Below are 20,634 nucleotides of genomic sequence, written 5' to 3'. Positions count from 1 at the left end.
CGCCTGTGCCCCCCTGCACGACCCCTGTTTCCCAACCGTCCCCGATGTCTCTCAGTGTGGAGAAGACGATGGTCATTTATGGAGTTGCAGCATTGGCGGTGTGCATGCTCGCGGGCACGCTCGTCGGCGAACTGCTCGGCGAGGCGCTCGGCGTCGACGCCAATGTCGGCGGAGTCGGCTTCGCCATGATCATGCTGGTGCTGGTCACCCACCAGCTCCGCAAGAAGGGCAAGTTCCCCGAGGCCTCCGAGCAGGGCGTGCTGTTCTGGAGCGCGATGTACATACCGATCGTCATCGCCATGGCCTCGATCCAGAACGTGGCCAAGGCCGTCACCGGCGGTCCGATGGCGATCCTCGCGGGCCTCGGCGCCGTGGCCGCGGGGTTCGCCCTGGTGCCCGCGCTGGCGCGGATCGGCGAGCCGGGCGAACCCATGGAACCGCTGGGGTCGCTGACCGCGGACGAGAAGCAGGAGGCCTGAGATGGACCGGTTCACCTCCATTCTCGAAGACAACGGCCTGCTCGTGGCCTTCGCGCTGGTCGGCGCCCTCATGCTGGTCGGCGGGTGGCTGTCCAGGACGCTGACCCGCGGCCGGCTGCAGGGCTCCGCGATCGCCATCCTCCTCGGCCTGGTCCTGGCCTACTGGGGCGGCAAGGCGACCGGAGGCGCGCACGGACTCGCCGACGTCGCGGCGCTCTCCGGGGTGGGCCTGATGGGCGGCGCCATGCTGCGGGACTTCGCGATCGTCTCCACCGCCTACGGCGTCGACCTGAAGGTGATCAAGCGTGCCGGGCTGTCCGGCGGCCTGTCCATCCTGCTGGGTGTGCTCGTCTCGTTCGTGGTGGGAGTCGTCATCGCGGCCGCCTTCGGCTACACGGACGCCAAGTCGCTCGCGACCATCGGCGCGGGTGCGGCCACGTACATCGTCGGGCCGGTGACCGGCACGGCGGTGGGCGCGAGCTCGGACGTGATAGCGCTGTCCGTGGCGGCCGGGCTGGTCAAATCCGTGGTGGTCATGGTGGGGACCCCGCTCATCGCCCCACTGATCGGCCTGAACAACCCGAAATCCGCCATGGCCTTCGGCGGTCTGCTGGGCACCACCTCCGGTGTGGCCGGCGGCCTCGCGGCCACCGACAAGCGCCTGGTCCCCTACGGGGCCATGACGGCCACCTTCTACACGGGCGTCGGTTGCCTGCTGGGCCCGTCACTGCTGTACGTGGTGCTGCAGGCGATCGTCGGCGGATGAGCCGGCCACCGGCGCGGTGCGCCGCCTCCCCTCGCCGGTGTGCATCGGCCCCGGACCGCCGAAGGGGCGGCGGCCCCGCTGTCACGCGGACACGCCCGGGCGCCCGTGACCGCACCCGCTCGGGCCCCCAGCACTCGCGCGCCGCCGGTCGGGCACGCACTGTGCCCGTGTGACACACGCCAGTACCCTCGCCCGCCCGTCCACCGCCACGGAGCCGGACCCCGCCTGCCAGGACCGGGGGCGGTCCGCTCCGGCGGCCGGGATGGCCGCCGCCCTGGGGCTGTTCCTCGCCGCCCGGCTGCTCGGCTTCGCCGCCCTCGCGGCGGCCGCCCGCGCGACCGGACGCGGCCCCCTCGGCCTGCTCGGGCTCTCCTGGGACTCGCTGTGGTACCTGGGGATCGCCGCCCACGGATACGTCCCGACCCCGCACCTACGGCCCGGCGTCTACAGCGACCTGGCGTTCTTCCCGCTGTACCCGGCGCTCGTGCGGGCCGTGTACGCCGTCACGCCGCTGGGCGGGGGCGCCGCGGGACTGCTCGTGTCCTGGACCGCGGCGGCCGTCGCGGCCTGCGGGATCTACGCGGTCGGCGCCCGGCTGCACGGGCGGGCCGTCGCGGTCGCCCTGGTCCTGCTCTGGGGTCTGCTGCCGCACTCCGTGGTGCTGTCGATGGCGTACACGGAACCGGTGCTCACCGCCTTCGCCGCCTGGTCGCTGTACGCGGTGCTCACCGGCCGCTGGCTGTGGGCGGGCGCGCTGGCGGCCCTCGCGGGGCTGTCGCGCCCCAACGGCCTCGCGGTGGCCGCGGCGGTGCTCGCGACGGCGGCGTACGAGATGTGGCGGTGTCTTCGGGAGCGCCGCCGGGTTTCCCACAGGCTGTGGACGGGCGCCCTGCTCGCGCCCGCCGGCTGGGCGGCGTACGTGCTGTGGGTCGGCCAGCGCACCGGCGACCTGCTCGGCGGATACTTCCAGGTCCAGCGGCTGTGGGGCTCACGGTTCGACCTCGGCGCGGGTGCGCTGACGTTCGTCCGCCATCTGCTGCTCCAGGGCGACCGGCTGGTCTTCCCGATGGCCATGGTGATCGTCGCGGCGGCCGTCGTGCTGTTCGCGCTGCTGATCGCCGACCGCGCCCCGCTGCCGCTGCTCGTGCACAGCGGCGTCCTGATGCTGATCGTCCTCGGCGGGTCCGGGTACTTCGAGTCCAAGCCCCGCTTCCTGCTGCCCGCCTTCCCGCTGCTGCTGCCGCTCGCCCGGGCCCTGGTCCGTACGGCGAGAGCCCGGCCCCGGCACGCGACCGTGGTGGTCGGTGCCCTGGCCGGGCTCTCGTTCGGCTACGGGGCGTATCTGGTCGTACTCGCCCATATGCCGCTGTAGGGGGAGGGCTACTCCTCGTCACCCTCGGGCTTCTCGTCCGCTTCGTTGATCTCCTGCTCGAGGCCGAGCTGCTCGACGAGCCACCGGTCGAACTCGATGGCGGCGCGCACCCAGCTGACCGTCGAGGAGACGAAGTGCTCCAGGCTGACGCCGGTGCCGATCAGCATCTGCGCCTCGCCGATCAGGCGGACGGTGCCGTCGTCGTGGGTGTGGCTGTAGACCTTGGGCCACAGGGTCCGCCGGTTCCAGTCGTCGATGGACTCCAGCAGCTGGGGCTTCTCGTCGATCTGGTGGGGCCGGTCGTAGAACGTCCGCACCGAGAAGACCTGCTGGTCGTCCTCACCACGGAACATGAAGTACGTACGGAACTGCTCCCACGGCGCCGCGAGGTCACCCTCTTCGTCGACGACGTACTTGAGCTCCATCTGATCGAGGAGCTGCTTCACGAGGTCCTGATCCGGGACGACGGGGCCCGCCGGTCCTTGCTGCGGCTCGGGCTGGCCCCCGAAGTTCGGAATCGAGGACGGGTCGATGCTCACCGTGATTTTCCCTTCGTACGGATGCCGCCATCCTCCCCCATGCGGGGAGGGTGGTGGCAACCCCGGCACCCTCCGTCACAACGTCTTTCCGGTGGCGGGACCCACGATCAGGCCATCGCCGAACGCGTCCACCCGGACCGTGTCGCCGTCCTTGACCTCACCCGCGAGGATCTCCTTGGCGAGGCGGTCGCCGATGGCCGTCTGGACCAGCCGGCGCAGCGGCCGGGCACCGTAGGCCGGGTCGTTCCCCTCGTCGGCGAGCCAGGCCAGGGCACCGTCGGTGACCTCCAGGGTCAGGCGGCGGTCGGCGAGGCGCGCGGCCAGCCGGTCGAGCTGGAGACGGGCGATACGGCCGAGCTCGTCCTTGTTCAGCGCCGAGAAGACCACCAGGTCGTCGAGGCGGTTGAGGAACTCCGGCTTGAAGGACGTCCGGACGACCTCCAGGACCTGCTCCTTCTTCTCCTCCTCGCCGGTCAGCGGGTCCACGAGGAACTGGCTGCCCAGGTTGGACGTCAGCACCAGGATGGTGTTGCGGAAGTCGACCGTACGGCCCTGACCGTCCGTCAGGCGGCCGTCGTCCAGCACCTGGAGCAGCACGTCGAAGACCTCGGGGTGGGCCTTCTCCACCTCGTCGAGCAGCACGACGCTGTACGGGCGCCGGCGCACCGCCTCGGTGAGCTGGCCGCCCTCCTCGTAGCCGACGTAGCCGGGCGGGGCACCGACCAGGCGGGCCACGCTGTGCTTCTCGCCGTACTCCGACATGTCGATGCGGACCATCGCCCGCTCGTCGTCGAAGAGGAAGTCGGCGAGCGCCTTGGCCAGTTCGGTCTTGCCGACACCGGTCGGGCCGAGGAAGAGGAAGGAGCCGGTCGGGCGGTCGGGGTCGGCGATGCCGGCCCGGGTGCGCCGCACCGCGTCGGAGACCGCCCGCACGGCCTCGGCCTGGCCGATCAGGCGCCTGCCCAGCTCCTCCTCCATGCGCAGCAGCTTCTGCGTCTCGCCCTCCATCAGGCGTCCGGCGGGGATGCCGGTCCAGGCGGCGACGACGTCCGCGATGTCGTCGGAGCCGACCTCCTCCTTGACCATGGTGTCCTTGGCGGCCTCCTCCTCGGCCTCGCTGGCCTCCTCCAAGTCCCTTTCCAGGGTGGGGATCTCGCCGTAGAGCAGCTTGGAGGCGGTGTCGAAGTCGCCCTCGCGCTGGGCCCGTTCGGCCGTCCCGCGCAACTCGTCGAGCTTCTCCTTCAGTTCACCGACGCGGTTGAGGGACTGCTTCTCCTTCTCCCAGCGTGCGGTCAGGCCGCGCAGCTCCTCCTCCTTGTCGGCGCGGTCGCGGCGCAGCTTCTCCAGGCGCTCGCGGGAGGCCGGGTCGGTCTCCTTCTCCAGCGCCAGCTCCTCCATCCTGAACCGGTCGACGGCGCGCTGGAGTTCGTCGATCTCCACGGGCGAGGAGTCGATCTCCATACGGAGGCGGGAGGCCGCCTCGTCGACCAGGTCGATGGCCTTGTCGGGCAGGAAGCGGGAGGTGATGTACCGGTCGGAGAGGGTCGCCGCGGCCACCAGCGCCGCGTCCGCGATCTGCACCTTGTGGTGCGCCTCGTACCGGCCCTTGAGGCCGCGCAGGATCGCGATCGTGTCCTCCACCGACGGCTCCGCCACCAGCACCTGCTGGAAGCGGCGCTCCAGCGCCGGGTCCTTCTCGATCCGCTCGCGGTACTCGTCCAGCGTCGTCGCGCCGACCATGCGCAGTTCGCCGCGGGCCAGCATCGGCTTCAGCATGTTGCCGGCGTCCATGGCCGAGTCGCCGCCGGCGCCCGCGCCCACGACCGTGTGCAGCTCGTCGATGAACGTGATGATCTGGCCGTCGGAGTCCTTGATCTCCGCCAGCACCGTCTTCAGCCGCTCCTCGAACTCGCCGCGGTACTTCGCACCCGCGACCATCGCGCCGAGGTCCAGCGCGACCAGCCGCTTGTCCCGCAGGGACTCGGGCACGTCACCCTTGACGATCCGCTGGGCGAGCCCCTCGACGACGGCGGTCTTGCCGACGCCGGGCTCGCCGATGAGGACCGGGTTGTTCTTCGTGCGGCGCGAGAGCACCTGCACGACGCGGCGGATCTCCTGGTCCCGGCCGATCACCGGGTCGAGCCGGCCCTCGCGGGCCGCGGCCGTGAAGTCCGTGCCGAACTTCTCCAGGGCCTTGTACTGGCCCTCCGGGTCGGGTGTGGTCACCCGGCGTCCTCCCCTCGCCTGCTGGAAGGCCTCCTGCAGCTTCTTCGCCGTGGCCCCCTGTCCGGACAGTACGTCACCGGCGGCGCCGCCCTTGGCGGCGATCCCGATGAGCAGGTGCTCGGTGGAGAGGAACTCGTCCCCGAGGTCCTTGGCGCGCGCCTGCGCGTCCGCGATGACGGCGAGGAGGTCCCGGTTGGGCTGCGGGGGCGCCACCGTCGAGCCGGTCACGCTGGGCAGCGCGGCCAGCGCCTTCTCCGCGCCGGCGCGGACGGCGGCCTGGTCGGCGTTCACCGAGGACAGAAGGTCGACGATGTTCTCGTTGTCCTGCCCCTGGAGCAGAGCGAGGAGCAGGTGTGCGGGTGTGAGGTCGGGGTGTCCCCCGGTCACGGCCCGGCTGCCGGCGGCGTTGATGGCGTCCCGGCTCCGGTTGGTCAGCTCGGCGTCCACGTTCGCGTTCTCCTCCTGACGTCTGCGGTCATCACGTCTGCAGTCATTCACCTGACTTGACCAGCGTACACAAAGTTGAGTCTATTCCACTCAAGGGCGAGATCGGCGACTTCCGGCTACCTTCCAGGACATGGCTACGTACACCCAGGACCCCGGTGCCCCCGGCGCCTCGTATCTCGGCTTCTGGCGGGAGCGGCACCTGTGCACACTGACGACTCCGCGCCCGGACGGCAGCCCGCACGTCGTACCCGTCGGGGTCACCTACGACCCGGAGGCCGGCCTCGCCCGGGTGATCGCGAACAAGTCGAGCCGGAAGGTGGCCCATGTGCTGGCCACGGGGCCCGAGGGCGCCCGGGTCGCGGTGTGCCAGGTGGCGGGGCGGCGGTGGGCCACCCTGGAGGGCCGGGCGGTCGTACGGACCGAGCCGGAGCGGGTCGCGGAGGCCGAGCGGCGCTACGCCGAGCGCTACGACCGGACGCCGTCGCCGAACCCGTCACGCGTCGTGATCGAGATCGAGCTCACCCGCGCCATGGGCAACACCTGATGATTTTCAGCCATGGACGCGCACGGAGCCAACCGGTCGATAGCGGGAAATGTCCGCCAAAGCTGCAGCGGCGTCACCGTGTTCAGGTCACGGTGACGCCGCTGCGGGGGGAAGCACCTGAGCGATCTGTTACGACGGGGGAATCGCGTCAGGCACTGCGGGGGGTGGCTGAGATGGTCCGAACATCGGGGGTTTCCGGTTCCACCAGCCGATGGTCTCGTTGGTCCAGATTCACAAAGATCATTCCGTACCGGATGGCACATCGCACGGGCTGCGGCGCCCCCCGAGGCCGCCGCAGACACCGGTACGCCCGTACGTCCTCGTCCTCGTCGCGCGTGACGACGACCGGCTCACCGAAGACGGTCACCATCAGCGAGTCACCGGAGTGGGGGATCGCGGTGACAAGGTCGATGAAGTGCCAGCCCGAGCGGTAGGCCGTGGCCATTTCGCGGCGGAAGGAGCGGTCGTCGGGTGGAGTGGTCATGACGAAACGGCCCAGCTGCTGTCAGCGGGGGCAACCCATGAGCTGTCCCCGGGGACGCTTGCCGCCACGATCCAACTGCTGTCACCGGGGGCGGCTGCAGTGGTGCTCCAGCTGCTGTCCCCCGCGACGTCACTCTTCGTCCCCGCGATGCCGCTCAGCGCTCCGAGGGCCACCACGGCGGAGAAGGCGGCGACAAGCGCCGAGCGAAGCATTCTCTTATGCATAGTCGGCTTCGTCCTCATTTGAAGGTCACCTCTCCCCCGTCCGAATACGACGATGGCCCATTCCGGCACGTCATGGCCACACAAACGATGCATCATGTTCCTGCACGTTCAGGACCCTGGGGGGTGGAGATCTGGTGATAAATGAGACTAAGCGGACACATCCCCATGGGTTGACCGACCTGTGCGAGGACGGACGCCGCCTCTACGGCAACGCTCTCCGGACGGGACGCGTAGCCCGTGCGGATGTCGAGCCCGCGCCGTGCCTGATGGAGTTCGCCCTGCTTCATCCCGATCCCGACGACCCCAACTGGCTGCGCCCCGTACCGCCTTCGGTCGCGCTTGCCCAGAGGCTCACACCGATCGAGAACGAGATCACCCAGCGCAGGCGGCTGTCCATCGAACTCGCCGACGCTTTCGAGCCGTTCATGACCCTCAGCGCCCAGTCGACGGCGACCACGCACTCGATCACCGTGCTGGAGGGCCTGGACCGGATCAACGCGGCGCTCGATCTTGCCACGTCCCAGTGCCACACCGAGATGCTCACCGTCCAGCCGAGCCGCCGCCGTCTGGAACACACCCTCACCAAGGCCCTGGAACGCGACCGGCCGCTGATCGAGCGCGGCTGCCGCATCCGCACGCTCTACCAGCACCCGGCCCGCTACAGCCCCGAAACCCTCGCCTACGTCGCCCAGTTCACCGACGGCAAGGTGGAGTACCGCACCATCGACGAGCTGGTCGAGCGGCTCATCATCTGCGACGAGACCGTGGCCTTCATCCCGACCCGCGACGACGGCGAGATCGCGCTCGAACTCCGGCATCCGGGACTCGTCCGCTACCTGATCAAGGTCTTCGAGTTCATGTGGACCCGCGCGGTCCCGCTGAGCGCCGGCGCCCCCTACGAGACCGCCCCCGACGGGATCACCGAGATCCAGCACTCCATCGCCAAGCTCCTGGTCGAGGGCCATGTCGACGAGGCGATCGCCCGGCGGCTGGGCATGAACGTGCGCACCTGCCGCGCCCACATCGCCAAGCTCGCGCTGGCCCTGGGCAGCGGCAGCCGGGCCCAACTCGGCTTTCTCATAGCGCAGTCCGGGATCCTGGAGCAGGACGCCTGAGTCCGCGGGGGAGGGACACGATGGACTCGGCGGCGCATCCGGACCACGGGCCGGACGAGCTGTGCCCCGCGGGAGCCGCGCTGTACGAACGCGCGCTGCGCGCGGGCCACGTGCCGGTCCGCGAGGCCGACGGGACGCCCTGTCTGCTCGACTTCGGGCTGCTGCACCCCTCGGTCGAGGAGGAGGCCCGTCTGGAGCCCGTCGCGCCCGCCGTCGCCCTGCACCGCCTGCTGAGCACGTGCGAGGAGCGCATCGCGCGGGAGCGGCGCCGCGAGGCCCGGCTGGCCGACCTGTTCGACCCCCTCATGCGGATCGGCGGCGCGCTCACCGCGACCGGCGCCCCGGCGGCCGTCGCCGTGCTGAGCGGGTCCGACCGCATCGGGCGGGCCATCACCGAGGCCATGGCCGCCGGCCACGACGAACTGCTCGCCATCCAGCCGCACATCAGCCACACCCGCACACCGCTGACGGCGCGCGCCGACGCCCTCGCCCGCGACCAGGAGTTCCTCACCCGCGGCGGCCGTATCCGCACGCTGTACCAGCACACGCTCCGGCACGCGCCCTCGGTCCTCGCCCGCTACGAGCAGCTGAGCGGGGACGCGGAGGCCCGCACGCTGGACGAGATCACCGACCGCCTGCTCGTCGTGGACCGCGCGGTCGCCTTCATCCCCGCCAACACGGACCGCACGCTCGCCCTGGAGATCCGGCACCCGGTCATCGCCGGCTTCCTCGCCACCGCCTTCGACCGCCTGTGGCGCCTGGCCACGCCCATGTACCCGCGCGCCGCCCAGCCGCCCGCCCAGGCGGGCTTCAGCTCCCGGCAGCACGCCATCGCCGCCCTCCTCGTCGAGGGCCACACCGACACCGCCATCGCGGAGCGGCTCGGGATGAACGTGCGGACCGCCCGCGTGCACATCGCCAAGCTCGCGGCCACGCTGGGCAGTGAGAGCCGGGCGCAGCTGGGCTATCTCATCGGGCGGTCGGGGATTCTTGACCGGGAAGCGTGATCGGACCGGTGCCGGTGGGATGACGGTGGCCGTCGAGGCCCACCTGGGCGATACGGACGCCGAGCTGGGTGCGGCTGGCCGCGCCGAGGGTCTCGGAGAGCCGGGCGATGTGGGCGCGGCACGTGCGGACGCTTATGCCGAGCCGCTCCGCGATGACCGCGTCCTGGTGCCCCTCGGCCAGCAGCGCCGCGATGGACTGCTCGCGGTGGGAGATGCCCTCGATGCCGGTGTCGGGCAGCGGCGCGGTCAGCGGGATCGCGAGCCGCCACATCCGCTCGAAGACCGTGACCAGGTAGCCGACCAGGGCCGGGTGGCGCAGCTCCAGCGCGAGCGTGCGGTCCGCGTTGGCCGGGATGAACGCCACCGTGCGGTCGAACAGGATCAGCCGGTCGATCACCTCGTCCAGGGTGCGCGCCTCGACCGAACCGCCCATCAGCTCCAGGTAGTTGAGCAGGCCCTGGCCGTGCCGGGCCACATGCGTGTACAGGTCGCGCATCTGCACGCCCCGCCCGCGCAGGGTGAGCGCGCGGTGCAGGCCCTCCGTCAGCTCGTCCTCGGGCCGGATGCCGCCGGGCTGGACGGTGATGACCTCCGTCGTGCACGCCTCGGTCGCCGCGTCCATCGCGGCCTGGATGCGCGACAGCCCGTCCAGGACCCGGATCGCGGCGCCCTCCGCGGAGCCGGAGCCCGGCGCCGTCTCCGTCTCGGGGCCCAGGCCGGCGTACCGCTCGACCGCGGCGACCGCCTCGCCCACCCGCCGCTGACTGGCGCTGACATCGTCGTAGACGCCGCGCAGCAGCCGTGTCATGACCTCCTGCGGCGACGTGGGGACCAGCCAGTCCATGTCGTCGGGGTCCGGGTGCAGCAGGGCGAGGTCCAGCAGGCACGGCACCGGCCCGGCCTCCCGGCGCGGCACGCGGCCCCGCCGTACGGCCCGGGAGTACACGCGCTCCCCGGCCTCGCACAGTCGGTCGGCACCGTGTGGATGCTCCTCCGTCCCGTGCCCGGCCATCGCCCATCCCACCCCCGGTTTCGCCGCCTTCGCAGCGCAACTATGCGCGGACGGGACCGGCTCCGCAACACGGCTGGGCCCGGGGTCACGGTCGTTAAACGCCCGTAACTCCCGCTTTGTACGGTCCTCCTCCTGCCGCATTGCAACAAGCTGACGGTCCGGGAGGCGGAGCGGTGTCCGGACGGCGGCCGCGCACGGTCGGCGGCCGGACGGCGGCCGGATCACGTAGGGGCCGGGGATGCGCCCGGGGGCCGCCGTGATCCTTCACGGCGGCCCCCGCAACGGTCGCGTCCGCAAAGGCGGAACGTCTCGTGCCGGCGTCCTACTTCAGCCCGATGGCCGCGCACTCCGAGGCGTACTTCGAGGTGCAGATCTCCGAGATCTTGTGGATGCCGTCGGCGACCACCGTCGACTTGATGTTCTTCTTCGTCAGGGCGGTGACGGTGACGAGCTGCGCGGGAATGTCCTTGTTCGTCGGGCTGTCGACCGTGTCCTGGGTCAGCGCGTCGAACTCGATGTCCTTGCCCTGCACCTTGTCGACGGCCATCTGCGCGGCCGCCTGGGCTTCGTCCGGGTAGGACTTGTAGATGCTCATGTACTGCTCGCCCGCGACGATCCGCTGCACGGCGGTCAGTTCCGCGTCCTGCCCGGTGATCGGCGGCAGGTGGGAGACGCCCGCGTCCTCCAGGGCCTTGACGATGCCTCCGGCCATGCCGTCGTTGGCGGAGTAGACGCCCGCGATGTTGTCCTTGCCGATCGCCTTGATCGCGTCGGACATGTTGGACTCGGCGTTCTTCGGGTCCCAGTCCTTGGTGTCGAAGGACTGGGCGATCGTCACCTTGCCCTTGAGCTCGGACATCGCGCCCGCCTTGAACTGCTTGGCGTTCGGGTCGGTGGGCGAGCCGTTCATCATCACGATCTTGTCGGAGGTGCTGACGTCGCTGCCCAGCGCTTCCAGCAGCGAGCGGCCCTGCACCTCGCCGACGAGCTCGTTGTCGAAGGAGATGTACGCGTCGATCGGGCCCTCGGCCAGCCGGTCGTAGGCGATGACCGGGATACCGGCGTCCTTGGCCTTCTGCACCTCGCCGGCGATGGCGTGCGAGTCCACGGCGTCCAGCAGGATGATGTCGACCTTGTCGTCGATCATCTTCTGCATCTGGTCCGCCTGCTTGTCCGCCTTCTGGTCCGCGTTGGCGTAGGCGACCCGGCCCTGGTCCTTCGTCAGGGCGGCGACCTGCCTCTTGATGATGGGGTAGTCGAAGTTCTCGTACCTGGTGTTGGCCGTCTCCGGCAGCAGCAGCCCGATCGTGACGTCGTTGCCCTTGGTGGGACTCGCCGAACTGCTGTCGCCCGAGACGTTCAGCACGCCGCAGGAGGCAAGTGACAGGCTTGTCGCGGCTACTGCCACGCAGAGGGCGGTACGACGGATGCGGGTGTTCACTTCTGTTGACCTTCCGAACAAGGGTGCATATGGCGTCCCAGGTGAAGGAAGCCAACGCTTTCTTCACACGATCGTCAAGGAATAACCAGGTAATGAGACGTCAACGTTAGAGTTCGCTCGGCCTTGTGACGCAAGGCGACCGGTGCCCGCACACGCGGCAGGGGCCCGGAATGTCTCCGGGCCCCTGCCGCGACGTGACGGAACGCCGCCCGAACGCCTCAGTCGGACTGCTGCCGCTTCGGCCGCCAGACCACCAGCGCGCTGGTCTGCTGCACCTCCTGGTACGGCACCAGGTCGCGGCGGTACGACGCGTGCACCGCCGCCTCGCGCTGCTGCATGGCCGCCGCCGCGCCCTCGACCGCCGTCTGGAGTTCGGCGACACGCTGCTGGAGCGCGGCGACCTGGTTCTCCAGTTCGATGATCCGCTTGATGCCGGCCAGGTTGATGCCCTCGTCCTGCGACAACTGCTGGACGGTGCGCAGCAGTTCGATGTCGCGGGCCGAGTAACGACGGCCGCGGCCCGGTGTGCGGTCGGGCGAGACCAGGCCGAGGCGGTCGTACTGGCGCAGGGTCTGCGGGTGCAGGCCGGAGAGCTGGGCCGCCACCGAGATGACGTAGACCGGGGTTTCCTCGGTCAGTTCGTACGGATTGCGTCGACGGCCGTCCATCTGTGTCAAGCTCCCTTCGCGGCCTGGAACAGCTCCGCCCGCGGGTCCTCACCCGCGGTTGCCTCGCGATACGCCTCGAGCGCGTCACGAGCCTTCCCCGTCACGTCCTTCGGGACACTCACCTCGACGGTGACCAGGAGGTCGCCGCGGGTGCCGTCCTTGCGGACCGCGCCCTTGCCCCGGGCGCGCATGGTGCGGCCGTTGGGCGTACCCGGCGGCAGCTTCAGGGTGACGGGCGGGCCGCCCAGGGTGGGCACTCTGACCTCGCCGCCGAGGCCCGCCTCGGCGAACGTCACCGGGACGGTCACGGTCAGGTTGTCGCCCTTGCGGCCGAACACGGGGTGCGCGGACACATGGACCGTGACGTACAAGTCGCCCGCCGGTCCGCCCCGTTCACCCGGTGCGCCCTTGCCGCGCAGCCGGATGCGCTGGCCGTCCTGCACCCCGGCCGGGATGCGGACCTGCATGGTCCGGGACGACTTGGCGCGGCCCGAGCCCTTGCAGACCTCGCAGGGGTTCTCCGCGATCAGACCGCGGCCCTTGCAGTCCGGGCAGGGGTCGGTGAGGGAGAAGCCGCCGCCGGAGCCCCGCGCCACCTGTCCGGTGCCGACGCACGTCGGGCAGACCCGGGGGTTGCCGTTGGCGTCGCCGGTGCCGGAACAGGCCTTGCAGGGCGCCTGCGACGACATGCGCAGCGGGACCGTCGCCCCCTCGATCGCCTCGGTGAAGCTGAGGCTGACCTCGGTGTCGATGTCCTGGCCGCGCCGCGGCTGCACCCGGGTGGTGCCGGAGCTGCCGCGGTTGAACAGGCCCCCGAAGACGTCACCGATCCCGCCGCCGAAGCCTCCGGAGCCGCTCCCGCCCTGAGTGCCGCCTCCGAAGAGGTCGCCCAGGTCGAAGTTGAACGAGCCGCTGCTGCCGCCCGGCCCCGGGCGGAAGCCGCCGTTGCCGAACAGGGCGCGCGCCTCGTCGTACTCCTTGCGCTTCTTGGGATCGCCGAGAACGTCGTTCGCCTCGGAGATCTCCTTGAAGCGCTCCTCGGCCTTGGCGTTGCCCTTGTTGGCGTCCGGGTGGAACTCGCGGGCGAGCTTCCGGTACGCCTTCTTGATCTCGGCCTCGGTGGCGTCCTTGGGGACGCCGAGGACCTTGTAGTAGTCCTTCTCGATGAAGTCCTTGGTGCTCATCCTCGACGCCCCTCCTTTCTCATCGGTTCAAGCTCAGCCCTCGTCCGGGCCACCGCTCTCCTTGTCGTCGGCCGCCTCGGCGGAGTCCTGGGACTCCGGCTTGACGGTCTGCGCCCCCGGCTGGGGCTCGGCCACGGCCACCCGCGCGGGGCGGATGGTGCGCTCGCCGATGCGATACCCGGGCTGCAGAATCGCCACGCACGTCGTCTCGGTGACGTCCGGTGCGTAGCTGTGCATCAGGGCCTCGTGGATCGTCGGGTCGAAGGGCTCGCCCTCCTTGCCGAACTGCTGCAGACCCATCTTCGCCGCCACGGTCTCCAGCGACTCCGCCACGGACTTGAATCCGCCGACGAGTTCGCCGTGTTCCCGCGCGCGGCCGATGTCGTCGAGCACGGGCAGGAGCTCGGTCAGAAGATTCGCGATGGCGATCTCCTTGACCGTGATCCGGTCCCGCTCCACACGGCGGCGGTAGTTCTGGAACTCGGCCTGGAGCCGCTGGAGGTCCGCCGTGCGCTCACCGAGCGCCGTACGTACCTGGTCCAGCTGGGCCGTCAGACCGGCGATCTGTACTGCTGCGTCCCCGGCCGGGGCCGCCCCCTCCCCCGTGGAGGGGGAGGCGGCCTTCGGCTCGGCGTCGTCAGGTGTGGCGCCGGAGGGGACGTCGGGCTTCTCTTCGAAGCCCGGGGTCTCCTCCGTCACGCGGCACCGTCCTTGCGCTCGTCGTCCACGATCTCGGCGTCCACGACGTCGTCGTCGGCCTTCGGGGCCTCGGCGCCGGCGGACTCGCCGCCACCGGCGGCCTGGGCGGCCTGGGCGTCGGCGTACATGGCCTGGCCCAGCTTCTGCGAGACGGCCGCGACCTTCTCGGTGGCGGTGCGGATCTCGGCGGTGTCCTCGCCCTTGAGCGCGGACTTCAGCTCCTCGACGGACGCCTCGACCTCGGTCTTGATCTCGCCCGGGACCTTGTCCTCGTTGTCCTTGAGGAACTTCTCCGTCTGGTAGACGAGCTGCTCGCCCTGGTTGCGGCTCTCGGCGGCCTCGCGGCGGGCGTGGTCCTCCTCCGCGTACTTCTCGGCCTCCTGGCGCATCCGGTCGACCTCGTCCTTCGGCAGCGAGGAGCCGCCGGTGACGGTCATCTTCTGCTCCTTGCCCGTGCCCAGGTCCTTCGCGGTCACGTGCATGATGCCGTTGGCGTCGATGTCGAAGGCGACCTCGATCTGGGGGACACCGCGCGGGGCCGGCGGCAGACCGGTCAGCTCGAACATCCCGAGCTTCTTGTTGTACGCCGCGATCTCGCGCTCGCCCTGGTAGACCTGGATCTGCACGGAGGGCTGGTTGTCCTCGGCGGTGGTGAAGATCTCGGACCGCTTGGTCGGGATCGTCGTGTTCCGCTCGATGAGCTTGGTCATGATGCCGCCCTTGGTCTCGATGCCGAGGGACAGCGGGGTCACGTCGAGGAGCAGGACGTCCTTGACCTCACCCTTGAGCACACCGGCCTGCAGGGCGGCGCCGATGGCGACGACCTCGTCCGGGTTGACGCCCTTGTTGGCGTCCTTGCCGCCGGTCAGCTCGCGGACGAGCTCGGCGACGGCGGGCATACGGGTGGAACCGCCGACGAGGACGACGTGGTCGATCTCGTTGATGGAGATGCCCGCGTCCTTGATGACGTTGTGGAACGGCGTCTTGCAGCGCTCCAGCAGGTCCGCGGTCAGCTGCTGGAACTGGGCCCGGGTGAGCTTCTCGTCCAGGTGCAGCGGGCCCTCGGCGGACGCCGTGATGTAGGGCAGGTTGATCGAGGTCTCGGTGGACGAGGACAGCTCGATCTTGGCCTTCTCGGCGGCCTCGCGCAGACGCTGCAGGGCCATCTTGTCCTTGCTGAGGTCCACGCCGTGACCGGACTGGAACTGCTTGACCAGGTAGTCGACGATGCGCTGGTCCCAGTCGTCACCACCGAGGTGGTTGTCGCCGTTGGTGGCCTTCACCTCGACGACGCCGTCACCGATCTCCAGGAGGGACACGTCGAAGGTGCCGCCACCGAGGTCGAAGACGAGGATCGTCTGGTCGTCCTTGTCGAGGCCGTAGGCGAGCGCGGCCGCGGTGGGCTCGTTGACGATGCGCAGGACGTTCAGGCCGGCGATCTCGCCGGCCTCCTTCGTCGCCTGGCGCTCGGAGTCGTTGAAGTAGGCCGGCACGGTGATGACCGCGTCCGTGACCTTCTCGCCCAGGTAGGACTCGGCGTCGCGCTTCAGCTTCTGCAGGATGAAGGCGGAGATCTGCTGCGGGTTGAAGGGCTTCCCGTCGAGCTCGATCTTCCAGTCCGTGCCCATGTGGCGCTTCACGGAGCGGATGGTCCGGTCCACGTTCGTGACCGCCTGGCGCTTGGCGACCTCGCCGACGAGCACCTCACCGTTCTTCGCGAAGGCGACGACGGACGGCGTGGTCCTGGCACCCTCGGCGTTGGTGATGACGGTGGGCTCGCCGCCCTCCAGAACGCTGACGACGGAGTTAGTCGTGCCCAGGTCGATGCCGACCGCACGTGCCATGGTGATCTTCCTCCAGCTGACTTGAGTGGAACGGACTCAAGTGTGCACGACACCCGGCGATGGGTCAACAGACCTGAGTCCGGGGGACTCAACTCTTATCCGTTCCTTACACGCAAGTGACTGCTGACCTGGGAGGATGCAGATCTGCCGGCCTGAGTGGACGGCGACCGGACCTGACGCGAGACCGGCCCGCCGGCCTGCGTGGACAACGAGCGGCCGGCCTGCGTGGACAACGACCGGCCGGCCTGCGTGGACAACGACCGGCCGGCCTGCGTGGGCACGGGCCGACGCACGTACACCGGCACCCGAAGCAGCAGCAGGACGACGACGAGCGCGCCGGCCGCCACCCAGAACACCCCGGACCGGGCGGTCCAGCCGATGTGGGTGAGCACCCCGTCGAGCACGCCGGCGAACGCCCCGATGCCCGGCAGGACGGTCGCCCCCTGCGGGGTGAGCCCCAACCGCCGCAGCCGGTGGGCGAGATGGTCGGGCCCGCCCCGCAGCAACGGCCGTCCGGCCAGCCGCCGCGACAGGATCACCAGGACCACGTCCACGGTCGCCACCGCGGTGATCGGGAAGAGCACGCCCGCGCTGTCCGCGAGCCCGTAGCCGGCCCTGGTGCACACGGCCGCCGCGGCGAGCACGAACCCGGTGAACAGCGACCCGCACGCACCGAGCCCCACGCGCGCGGGGGGCCAGTTGTGCATGAGGAAGCCGGTCAGCGCGGCGGCCAGCACGCTCAGCAGCACCGCGAGCCCGTCCATCACCTCGGCCGCGGCGCAGGCGCCCACCCCGAAGGCGGTCACGACCCCCACGGTCCCGGCCAGCGCGTCGGCGTGGTCGAGCGCCTTGAAGGCGACGGCGACGAAGACGATCCAGCCCACGGCGAGCAGGCCCGCGGGCACCCCCGTCTCCTCGTACGGCACGACACAGGCCGCCGCGACGGCCGTACCGGCGACGACGACCCGCGACGGCACCCGCCGCAGGTCCGCGACCAGCCCGAGCAGGGCGACGGCGGCCCCGGCGAGCAGCAGCCGGCCCACGCCGGAGCCGAGCGGCGCGACGCCCGTGCGCTCCCCGACCACCACCACGACGACGGTGGCGAGCACCACGGCGACGCCCCCGGCCGGCGGCACCGGTCGCTGCCGCCGTCTCCGGTCGACGATTCCGAGGCGCAACGCGGGCGCCCGCAGCAGTGCGGTGAGCACGGCTGCGAGCAGCAGGGCGGTCGTGGCGGCGGCGATCCCGTAGAGCACGGATCTAAGTTAGGCGCGAATGTACCAATTTGGCATGAATAACACGATCGCATCGTCACAGACCTTTAAGGCGACCCTCAGCGACACAGATCACCGGGCCGCTGGCTACAGTGCGACGGAAGATGGGGGTAGTCTCAGACGGACTGCATAAGTTACCGCTTAGTAATGTCGAGGCTCTCCCTCGAACGAAACCTCGCAGGCCCGAGGAGCCCCCAAATGCAACTCGCCGCGATCATCGTGTCGCTGGTCCTGACCGTGGTCGGTGTTGCGCTGCTCGCACGCGCCATCGGCCAGTTCGTCCGGTACTTCAGACTGGGCCAGCCCGTGCCCGCGGGCAGCAGGACCGACAACCCCTATGCGCGCAGCGTGACGCTGGTGCGTGAGTTCCTCGGCCACACCCGGATGAACCGCTGGGGCATCGTGGGCTTCGCCCACTGGTTCGTGGCCATCGGCTTCCTGACGCTGCCGCCGACCCTGGCGCAGGCCTTCGGCCAGCTCTTCCAGGCCGACTGGACGCTGCCGATCGTCGGCGACTGGCTGCCGCTGGAGATGTACACCGAGTTCATCGGCGTGATGACCACGATCGGCATCATCGTGCTGATCACGATCCGGCTGCTGAGCCTGCCCTCGCGGCCCGGCCGCAAGTCCCGCTTCGCGGGCTCCAAGGCCGGCCAGGCCTACTTCGTCGAGTACGTCATCCTCATCATCGGCCTGGCGATCTACCTGCTGCGCGGCCTGGAGGGCGCGCTGCACCACGTGGAGGGCTACGAGGCCGGCTACTTCGCCTCGTACCCCCTGGTCGTCGCATTCAAGGGCCTGAGCGTCAGCACGCTGCAGAACCTCGTCTACCTGGTCGCCATGGTCAAGATCGGGACGTCGTTCATCTGGATGATCGTGGTGTCGCTGAACACCAACATGGGCGTGGCCTGGCACCGCTTCCTGGCCTTCCCCAACATCTGGTTCAAGCGCAACGCCGAAGGCGCCACGGCGCTCGGCGCGCTGCAGCCGATGACCTCCGGCGGGCAGCCGATCGACTTCACCGACCCGGGCGAGGACGACGTCTTCGGCGTCTCCCAGGTCGAGCAGTTCTCCTGGAAGGGCCTGCTGGACTTCTCCACCTGCACCGAGTGCGGCCGCTGCCAGTCCCAGTGCCCCGCCTGGAACACCGGCAAGCCGCTGTCCCCGAAGCTGCTGATCATGTCGCTGCGCGACCACGCGCACGCCAAGGCCCCCTACCTGCTCGCGGGCGGCGGCAAGGACATGGAGGGCACGGAGAAGGCCTCCGAGGAGCAGCTCGCCCAGGTGCCGGCCGCCGCGCTGGCCGAGGCCGAGCGCCCGCTGATCGGCACCGCCGAGGAGCAGGGTGTCATCGACCCGGACGTGCTGTGGTCCTGCACCACCTGCGGCGCCTGCGTCGAGCAGTGCCCGGTCGACATCGAGCACATCGACCACATCGTCGACATGCGCCGCTACCAGGTGATGATCGAGTCCGCGTTCCCGTCCGAGGCGGGCACGATGCTCAAGAACCTGGAGAAGAAGGGCAACCCCTGGGGCCTGGCCAAGAAGCAGCGCCTGGAGTGGCTCAAGGAGGTCGACTTCGAGGTCCCGGTCGTCGGCCAGGACATCGAGGACCTCACCGAGGTCGAGTACCTGTACTGGGTCGGCTGCGCCGGCTCCCTCGAAGACCGCGCCAAGAAGACGACGAAGGCCTTCGCCGAACTCCTCCACATCGCGGGCGTCAAGTTCGCGATCATGGGCGGCGACGAGAAGTGCACCGGTGACTCCGCCCGCCGCCTCGGCAACGAGCCCCTCTTCCAGGAGCTCGGCATGGAGAACGTCATGGCGCTGAACATGGCGTTCGGCGAGGAACTGGACGACGACGGCAAGGTGACCGAGGAGTCCCGCAAGCCGAAGTCGGCCAAGAAGATCGTCGCCACCTGCCCGCACTGCCTCAACACGATCGGCAACGAGTACCCGCAGCTCGGCGGCGACTACGAGGTCGTCCACCACACCCAGCTGCTCCAGCACCTGGTGGACGAGGGCAGGCTCACCCCGGTCACCCCGGTCGAGGGCATCATCACCTACCACGACCCGTGCTACCTGGGCCGCCACAACAAGATCTACACGCCGCCGCGCGAGATCATCGCGGGTGTCCCGGGCCTCAGGAACGAGGAGATGCACCGCCACAAGGAGCGCGGCTTCTGCTGCGGCGCCGGCGGCGCGCGCATGTGGATGGAGGAGCGGATCGGCAAGCGCATCAACAACGAGCGCGTCGACGAGGCACTGTCGCTCAACCCCGACATCGTCTCCACCGCCTGCCCGTTCTGCCTCGTCATGCTGACCGACTCGGTCAACGGCAAGAAGAACGACGGCAAGGCCAAGGAGTCCATCCAGGTCGTCGACGTCGCCCAGCTCCTCCTGGAATCGGTCAGGACGCCCCTCGACCCCGCGGGCGAGGCCGAGCAGGAGACCGAGCCCGAGCCGGAGCCGGTGAAGTAGCCACCCCGGCCCCACCCGACACGGTGCCCCCGCCCGCTCCGGGCGGGGGCACCGCCGTAACACCGCCAAGGCCCCTGGGGCCTGTTGCGAAAAGCCCCGCCTGCCCGGCGGGGCCCACCCTTCGGCTGAGCACCAACGGCTGTGCAACCGCCGGTGACCATCGGCGGTGTCGCCTACGCCATCAAGGTCAACCATTCCGACACGGACGTCGCCGTCACCTCGAACGCGGCGACTCTCGGCGACGGCAGTGCCGCAGTCTCAGCAATCGGGACAAAGCCTGCCCCCAGCGGCCGAACCCACCGTCGGCGACTTCGAGATAGATCCGCTTGAGGAGCGGTGGCATCGGATGCCCCACCGCGGCCTCAAGCTCGGCCGTCCCTGTTCTTCCTGGCCGGGGCGATCTTCCTGGCCGTACGGCGCCGCAGACCGCACATCGAGCGGAGGCTGTCCGCGACCGAGGCCCGCATGTACCACCAGGGAACGGCACCCGCGGACATGCCCTCAAGACGTGGAAACCGGCCGTAGCCTGCGGCCTTGCAGACCCGACGCGGCTGAGCCCCTCCCTCGACGAGGACGGGGCCCGGCCGCACGCGCTCCCTCCTCGGCCGAGGACAAGGTCGGACCCAGTCGGACCCACATCAGCTCTGAGGCGACCCTCGGAACGCCTCCAGAGCTTGGCAGCGGCGTACGAGGAGACGCCGACAGATGACGCCGCAGTCGACGGAACCATGATCTAGAAGGCTCATGAAGATCTTGGTGAGGGGCTGTCCGGCCGTAGGCCGGGCAGCCCCTGTTCGCTATGCGGTGGCCGGGGTGATTTGCCAGCTG

At 70.1% G+C, this 20,634-nt stretch carries 17 protein-coding genes; 7 read left to right on the top strand and 10 right to left on the bottom strand.

Annotation, left to right across the window (positions count from 1 at the left end):
• Positions 1-44 precede the first annotated feature (44 nt).
• The 3 genes from madL (at position 45) to ACIRPX_RS26690 (ending at position 2,617) form a co-directional block, all read left to right on the top strand.
• Complete coding sequence (gene madL, locus ACIRPX_RS26700; protein ID WP_404199449.1) at positions 45-479, top strand: malonate transporter subunit MadL; 435 nt, start codon at positions 45-47, stop codon at positions 477-479.
• A 1-nt stretch (position 480) separates the two neighbouring features.
• Positions 481-1,245: a malonate transporter subunit MadM gene (gene madM, locus ACIRPX_RS26695; RefSeq protein WP_404199447.1), complete on the top strand. Its 765-nt coding sequence runs from the start codon at positions 481-483 to the stop codon at positions 1,243-1,245.
• A 262-nt stretch (positions 1,246-1,507) separates the two neighbouring features.
• The gene (locus tag ACIRPX_RS26690) at positions 1,508-2,617 is read left to right on the top strand and encodes a hypothetical protein (protein WP_404199746.1); all 1,110 of its coding nucleotides are present in this window, start codon (positions 1,508-1,510) and stop codon (positions 2,615-2,617) included.
• 8 nt (positions 2,618-2,625) lie between these two features.
• Here the strand turns inward: ACIRPX_RS26690 and ACIRPX_RS26685 are convergent, their stop codons facing one another.
• Together ACIRPX_RS26685 and clpB are read right to left on the bottom strand one after the other, a co-directional pair.
• Positions 2,626-3,156 (bottom strand): YbjN domain-containing protein, encoded by a 531-nt coding sequence (locus tag ACIRPX_RS26685; protein ID WP_404199444.1) that lies wholly within the window; start codon positions 3,154-3,156, stop codon positions 2,626-2,628.
• A 75-nt stretch (positions 3,157-3,231) separates the two neighbouring features.
• Positions 3,232-5,829, bottom strand: a complete 2,598-nt coding sequence (gene clpB, locus ACIRPX_RS26680) for an ATP-dependent chaperone ClpB (RefSeq protein ID WP_404199441.1) — start codon at positions 5,827-5,829, stop codon at positions 3,232-3,234.
• Positions 5,830-5,959: 130 nt separating this feature from the next.
• Here clpB and ACIRPX_RS26675 point away from each other — a divergent pair, with 130 nt between their 5' ends.
• On the top strand, positions 5,960-6,373 hold the full coding sequence (locus tag ACIRPX_RS26675; protein ID WP_404199438.1) for a pyridoxamine 5'-phosphate oxidase family protein: 414 nt from the start codon (positions 5,960-5,962) through the stop codon (positions 6,371-6,373).
• A 148-nt stretch (positions 6,374-6,521) separates the two neighbouring features.
• Here ACIRPX_RS26675 and ACIRPX_RS26670 read toward each other — a convergent pair whose 3' ends face one another.
• Complete coding sequence (locus ACIRPX_RS26670; protein ID WP_016437222.1) at positions 6,522-6,857, bottom strand: hypothetical protein; 336 nt, start codon at positions 6,855-6,857, stop codon at positions 6,522-6,524.
• Positions 6,858-7,251: 394 nt separating this feature from the next.
• On the opposite strand from ACIRPX_RS26670, the gene ACIRPX_RS26665 reads away from it, so the two are divergent.
• Positions 7,252-8,196, top strand: a complete 945-nt coding sequence (locus tag ACIRPX_RS26665; protein ID WP_404199435.1) for a helix-turn-helix transcriptional regulator — start codon at positions 7,252-7,254, stop codon at positions 8,194-8,196.
• A 20-nt stretch (positions 8,197-8,216) separates the two neighbouring features.
• Positions 8,217-9,203, top strand: coding sequence for a LuxR C-terminal-related transcriptional regulator (locus tag ACIRPX_RS26660; RefSeq protein ID WP_404199433.1), 987 nt, complete (start codon positions 8,217-8,219; stop codon positions 9,201-9,203).
• On the opposite strand, the gene ACIRPX_RS26655 is transcribed toward ACIRPX_RS26660, so the two are convergent.
• The 7 genes from ACIRPX_RS26655 to ACIRPX_RS26625 form a co-directional block, all read right to left on the bottom strand.
• A complete protein-coding gene (locus tag ACIRPX_RS26655) occupies positions 9,166-10,215 on the bottom strand; it encodes a LuxR C-terminal-related transcriptional regulator (protein WP_404199430.1) in 1,050 nt (349 codons plus the stop codon). The genes ACIRPX_RS26660 and ACIRPX_RS26655 overlap by 38 nt on opposite strands.
• Before the next feature lie 322 nt (positions 10,216-10,537).
• Entirely contained in the window at positions 10,538-11,656 is a 1,119-nt protein-coding gene (locus ACIRPX_RS26650) for a sugar ABC transporter substrate-binding protein (protein WP_404199427.1), read from the bottom strand.
• A 218-nt stretch (positions 11,657-11,874) separates the two neighbouring features.
• A complete protein-coding gene (locus ACIRPX_RS26645) occupies positions 11,875-12,324 on the bottom strand; it encodes a heat shock protein transcriptional repressor HspR (RefSeq protein ID WP_123970539.1) in 450 nt (149 codons plus the stop codon).
• A 5-nt stretch (positions 12,325-12,329) separates the two neighbouring features.
• A complete protein-coding gene (dnaJ, locus tag ACIRPX_RS26640) occupies positions 12,330-13,508 on the bottom strand; it encodes a molecular chaperone DnaJ (protein WP_404199424.1) in 1,179 nt (392 codons plus the stop codon).
• Positions 13,509-13,541: 33 nt separating this feature from the next.
• Complete coding sequence (gene grpE, locus ACIRPX_RS26635) at positions 13,542-14,207, bottom strand: nucleotide exchange factor GrpE (RefSeq protein ID WP_404199422.1); 666 nt, start codon at positions 14,205-14,207, stop codon at positions 13,542-13,544.
• Positions 14,204-16,051, bottom strand: coding sequence for a molecular chaperone DnaK (gene dnaK / locus ACIRPX_RS26630; protein WP_404199419.1), 1,848 nt, complete (start codon positions 16,049-16,051; stop codon positions 14,204-14,206). The genes grpE and dnaK overlap by 4 nt, the downstream gene beginning before the upstream one ends.
• Before the next feature lie 95 nt (positions 16,052-16,146).
• Positions 16,147-17,307 (bottom strand): MraY family glycosyltransferase, encoded by a 1,161-nt coding sequence (locus tag ACIRPX_RS26625; protein ID WP_404199416.1) that lies wholly within the window; start codon positions 17,305-17,307, stop codon positions 16,147-16,149.
• A gap of 216 nt (positions 17,308-17,523) precedes the next feature.
• Here ACIRPX_RS26625 and ACIRPX_RS26620 point away from each other — a divergent pair, with 216 nt between their 5' ends.
• Entirely contained in the window at positions 17,524-19,806 is a 2,283-nt protein-coding gene (locus ACIRPX_RS26620; RefSeq protein WP_404199413.1) for a (Fe-S)-binding protein, read from the top strand.
• Positions 19,807-20,634 lie beyond the last annotated feature (828 nt).

The organism is Streptomyces sp. NPDC101225, assembly GCF_044767585.1.
Classification (GTDB): Bacteria; Actinomycetota; Actinomycetes; order Streptomycetales; family Streptomycetaceae; genus Streptomyces.
Note: the sequence above shows the minus strand (reverse complement) of the source record. Positions and strands in the feature narration are given on the sequence as shown.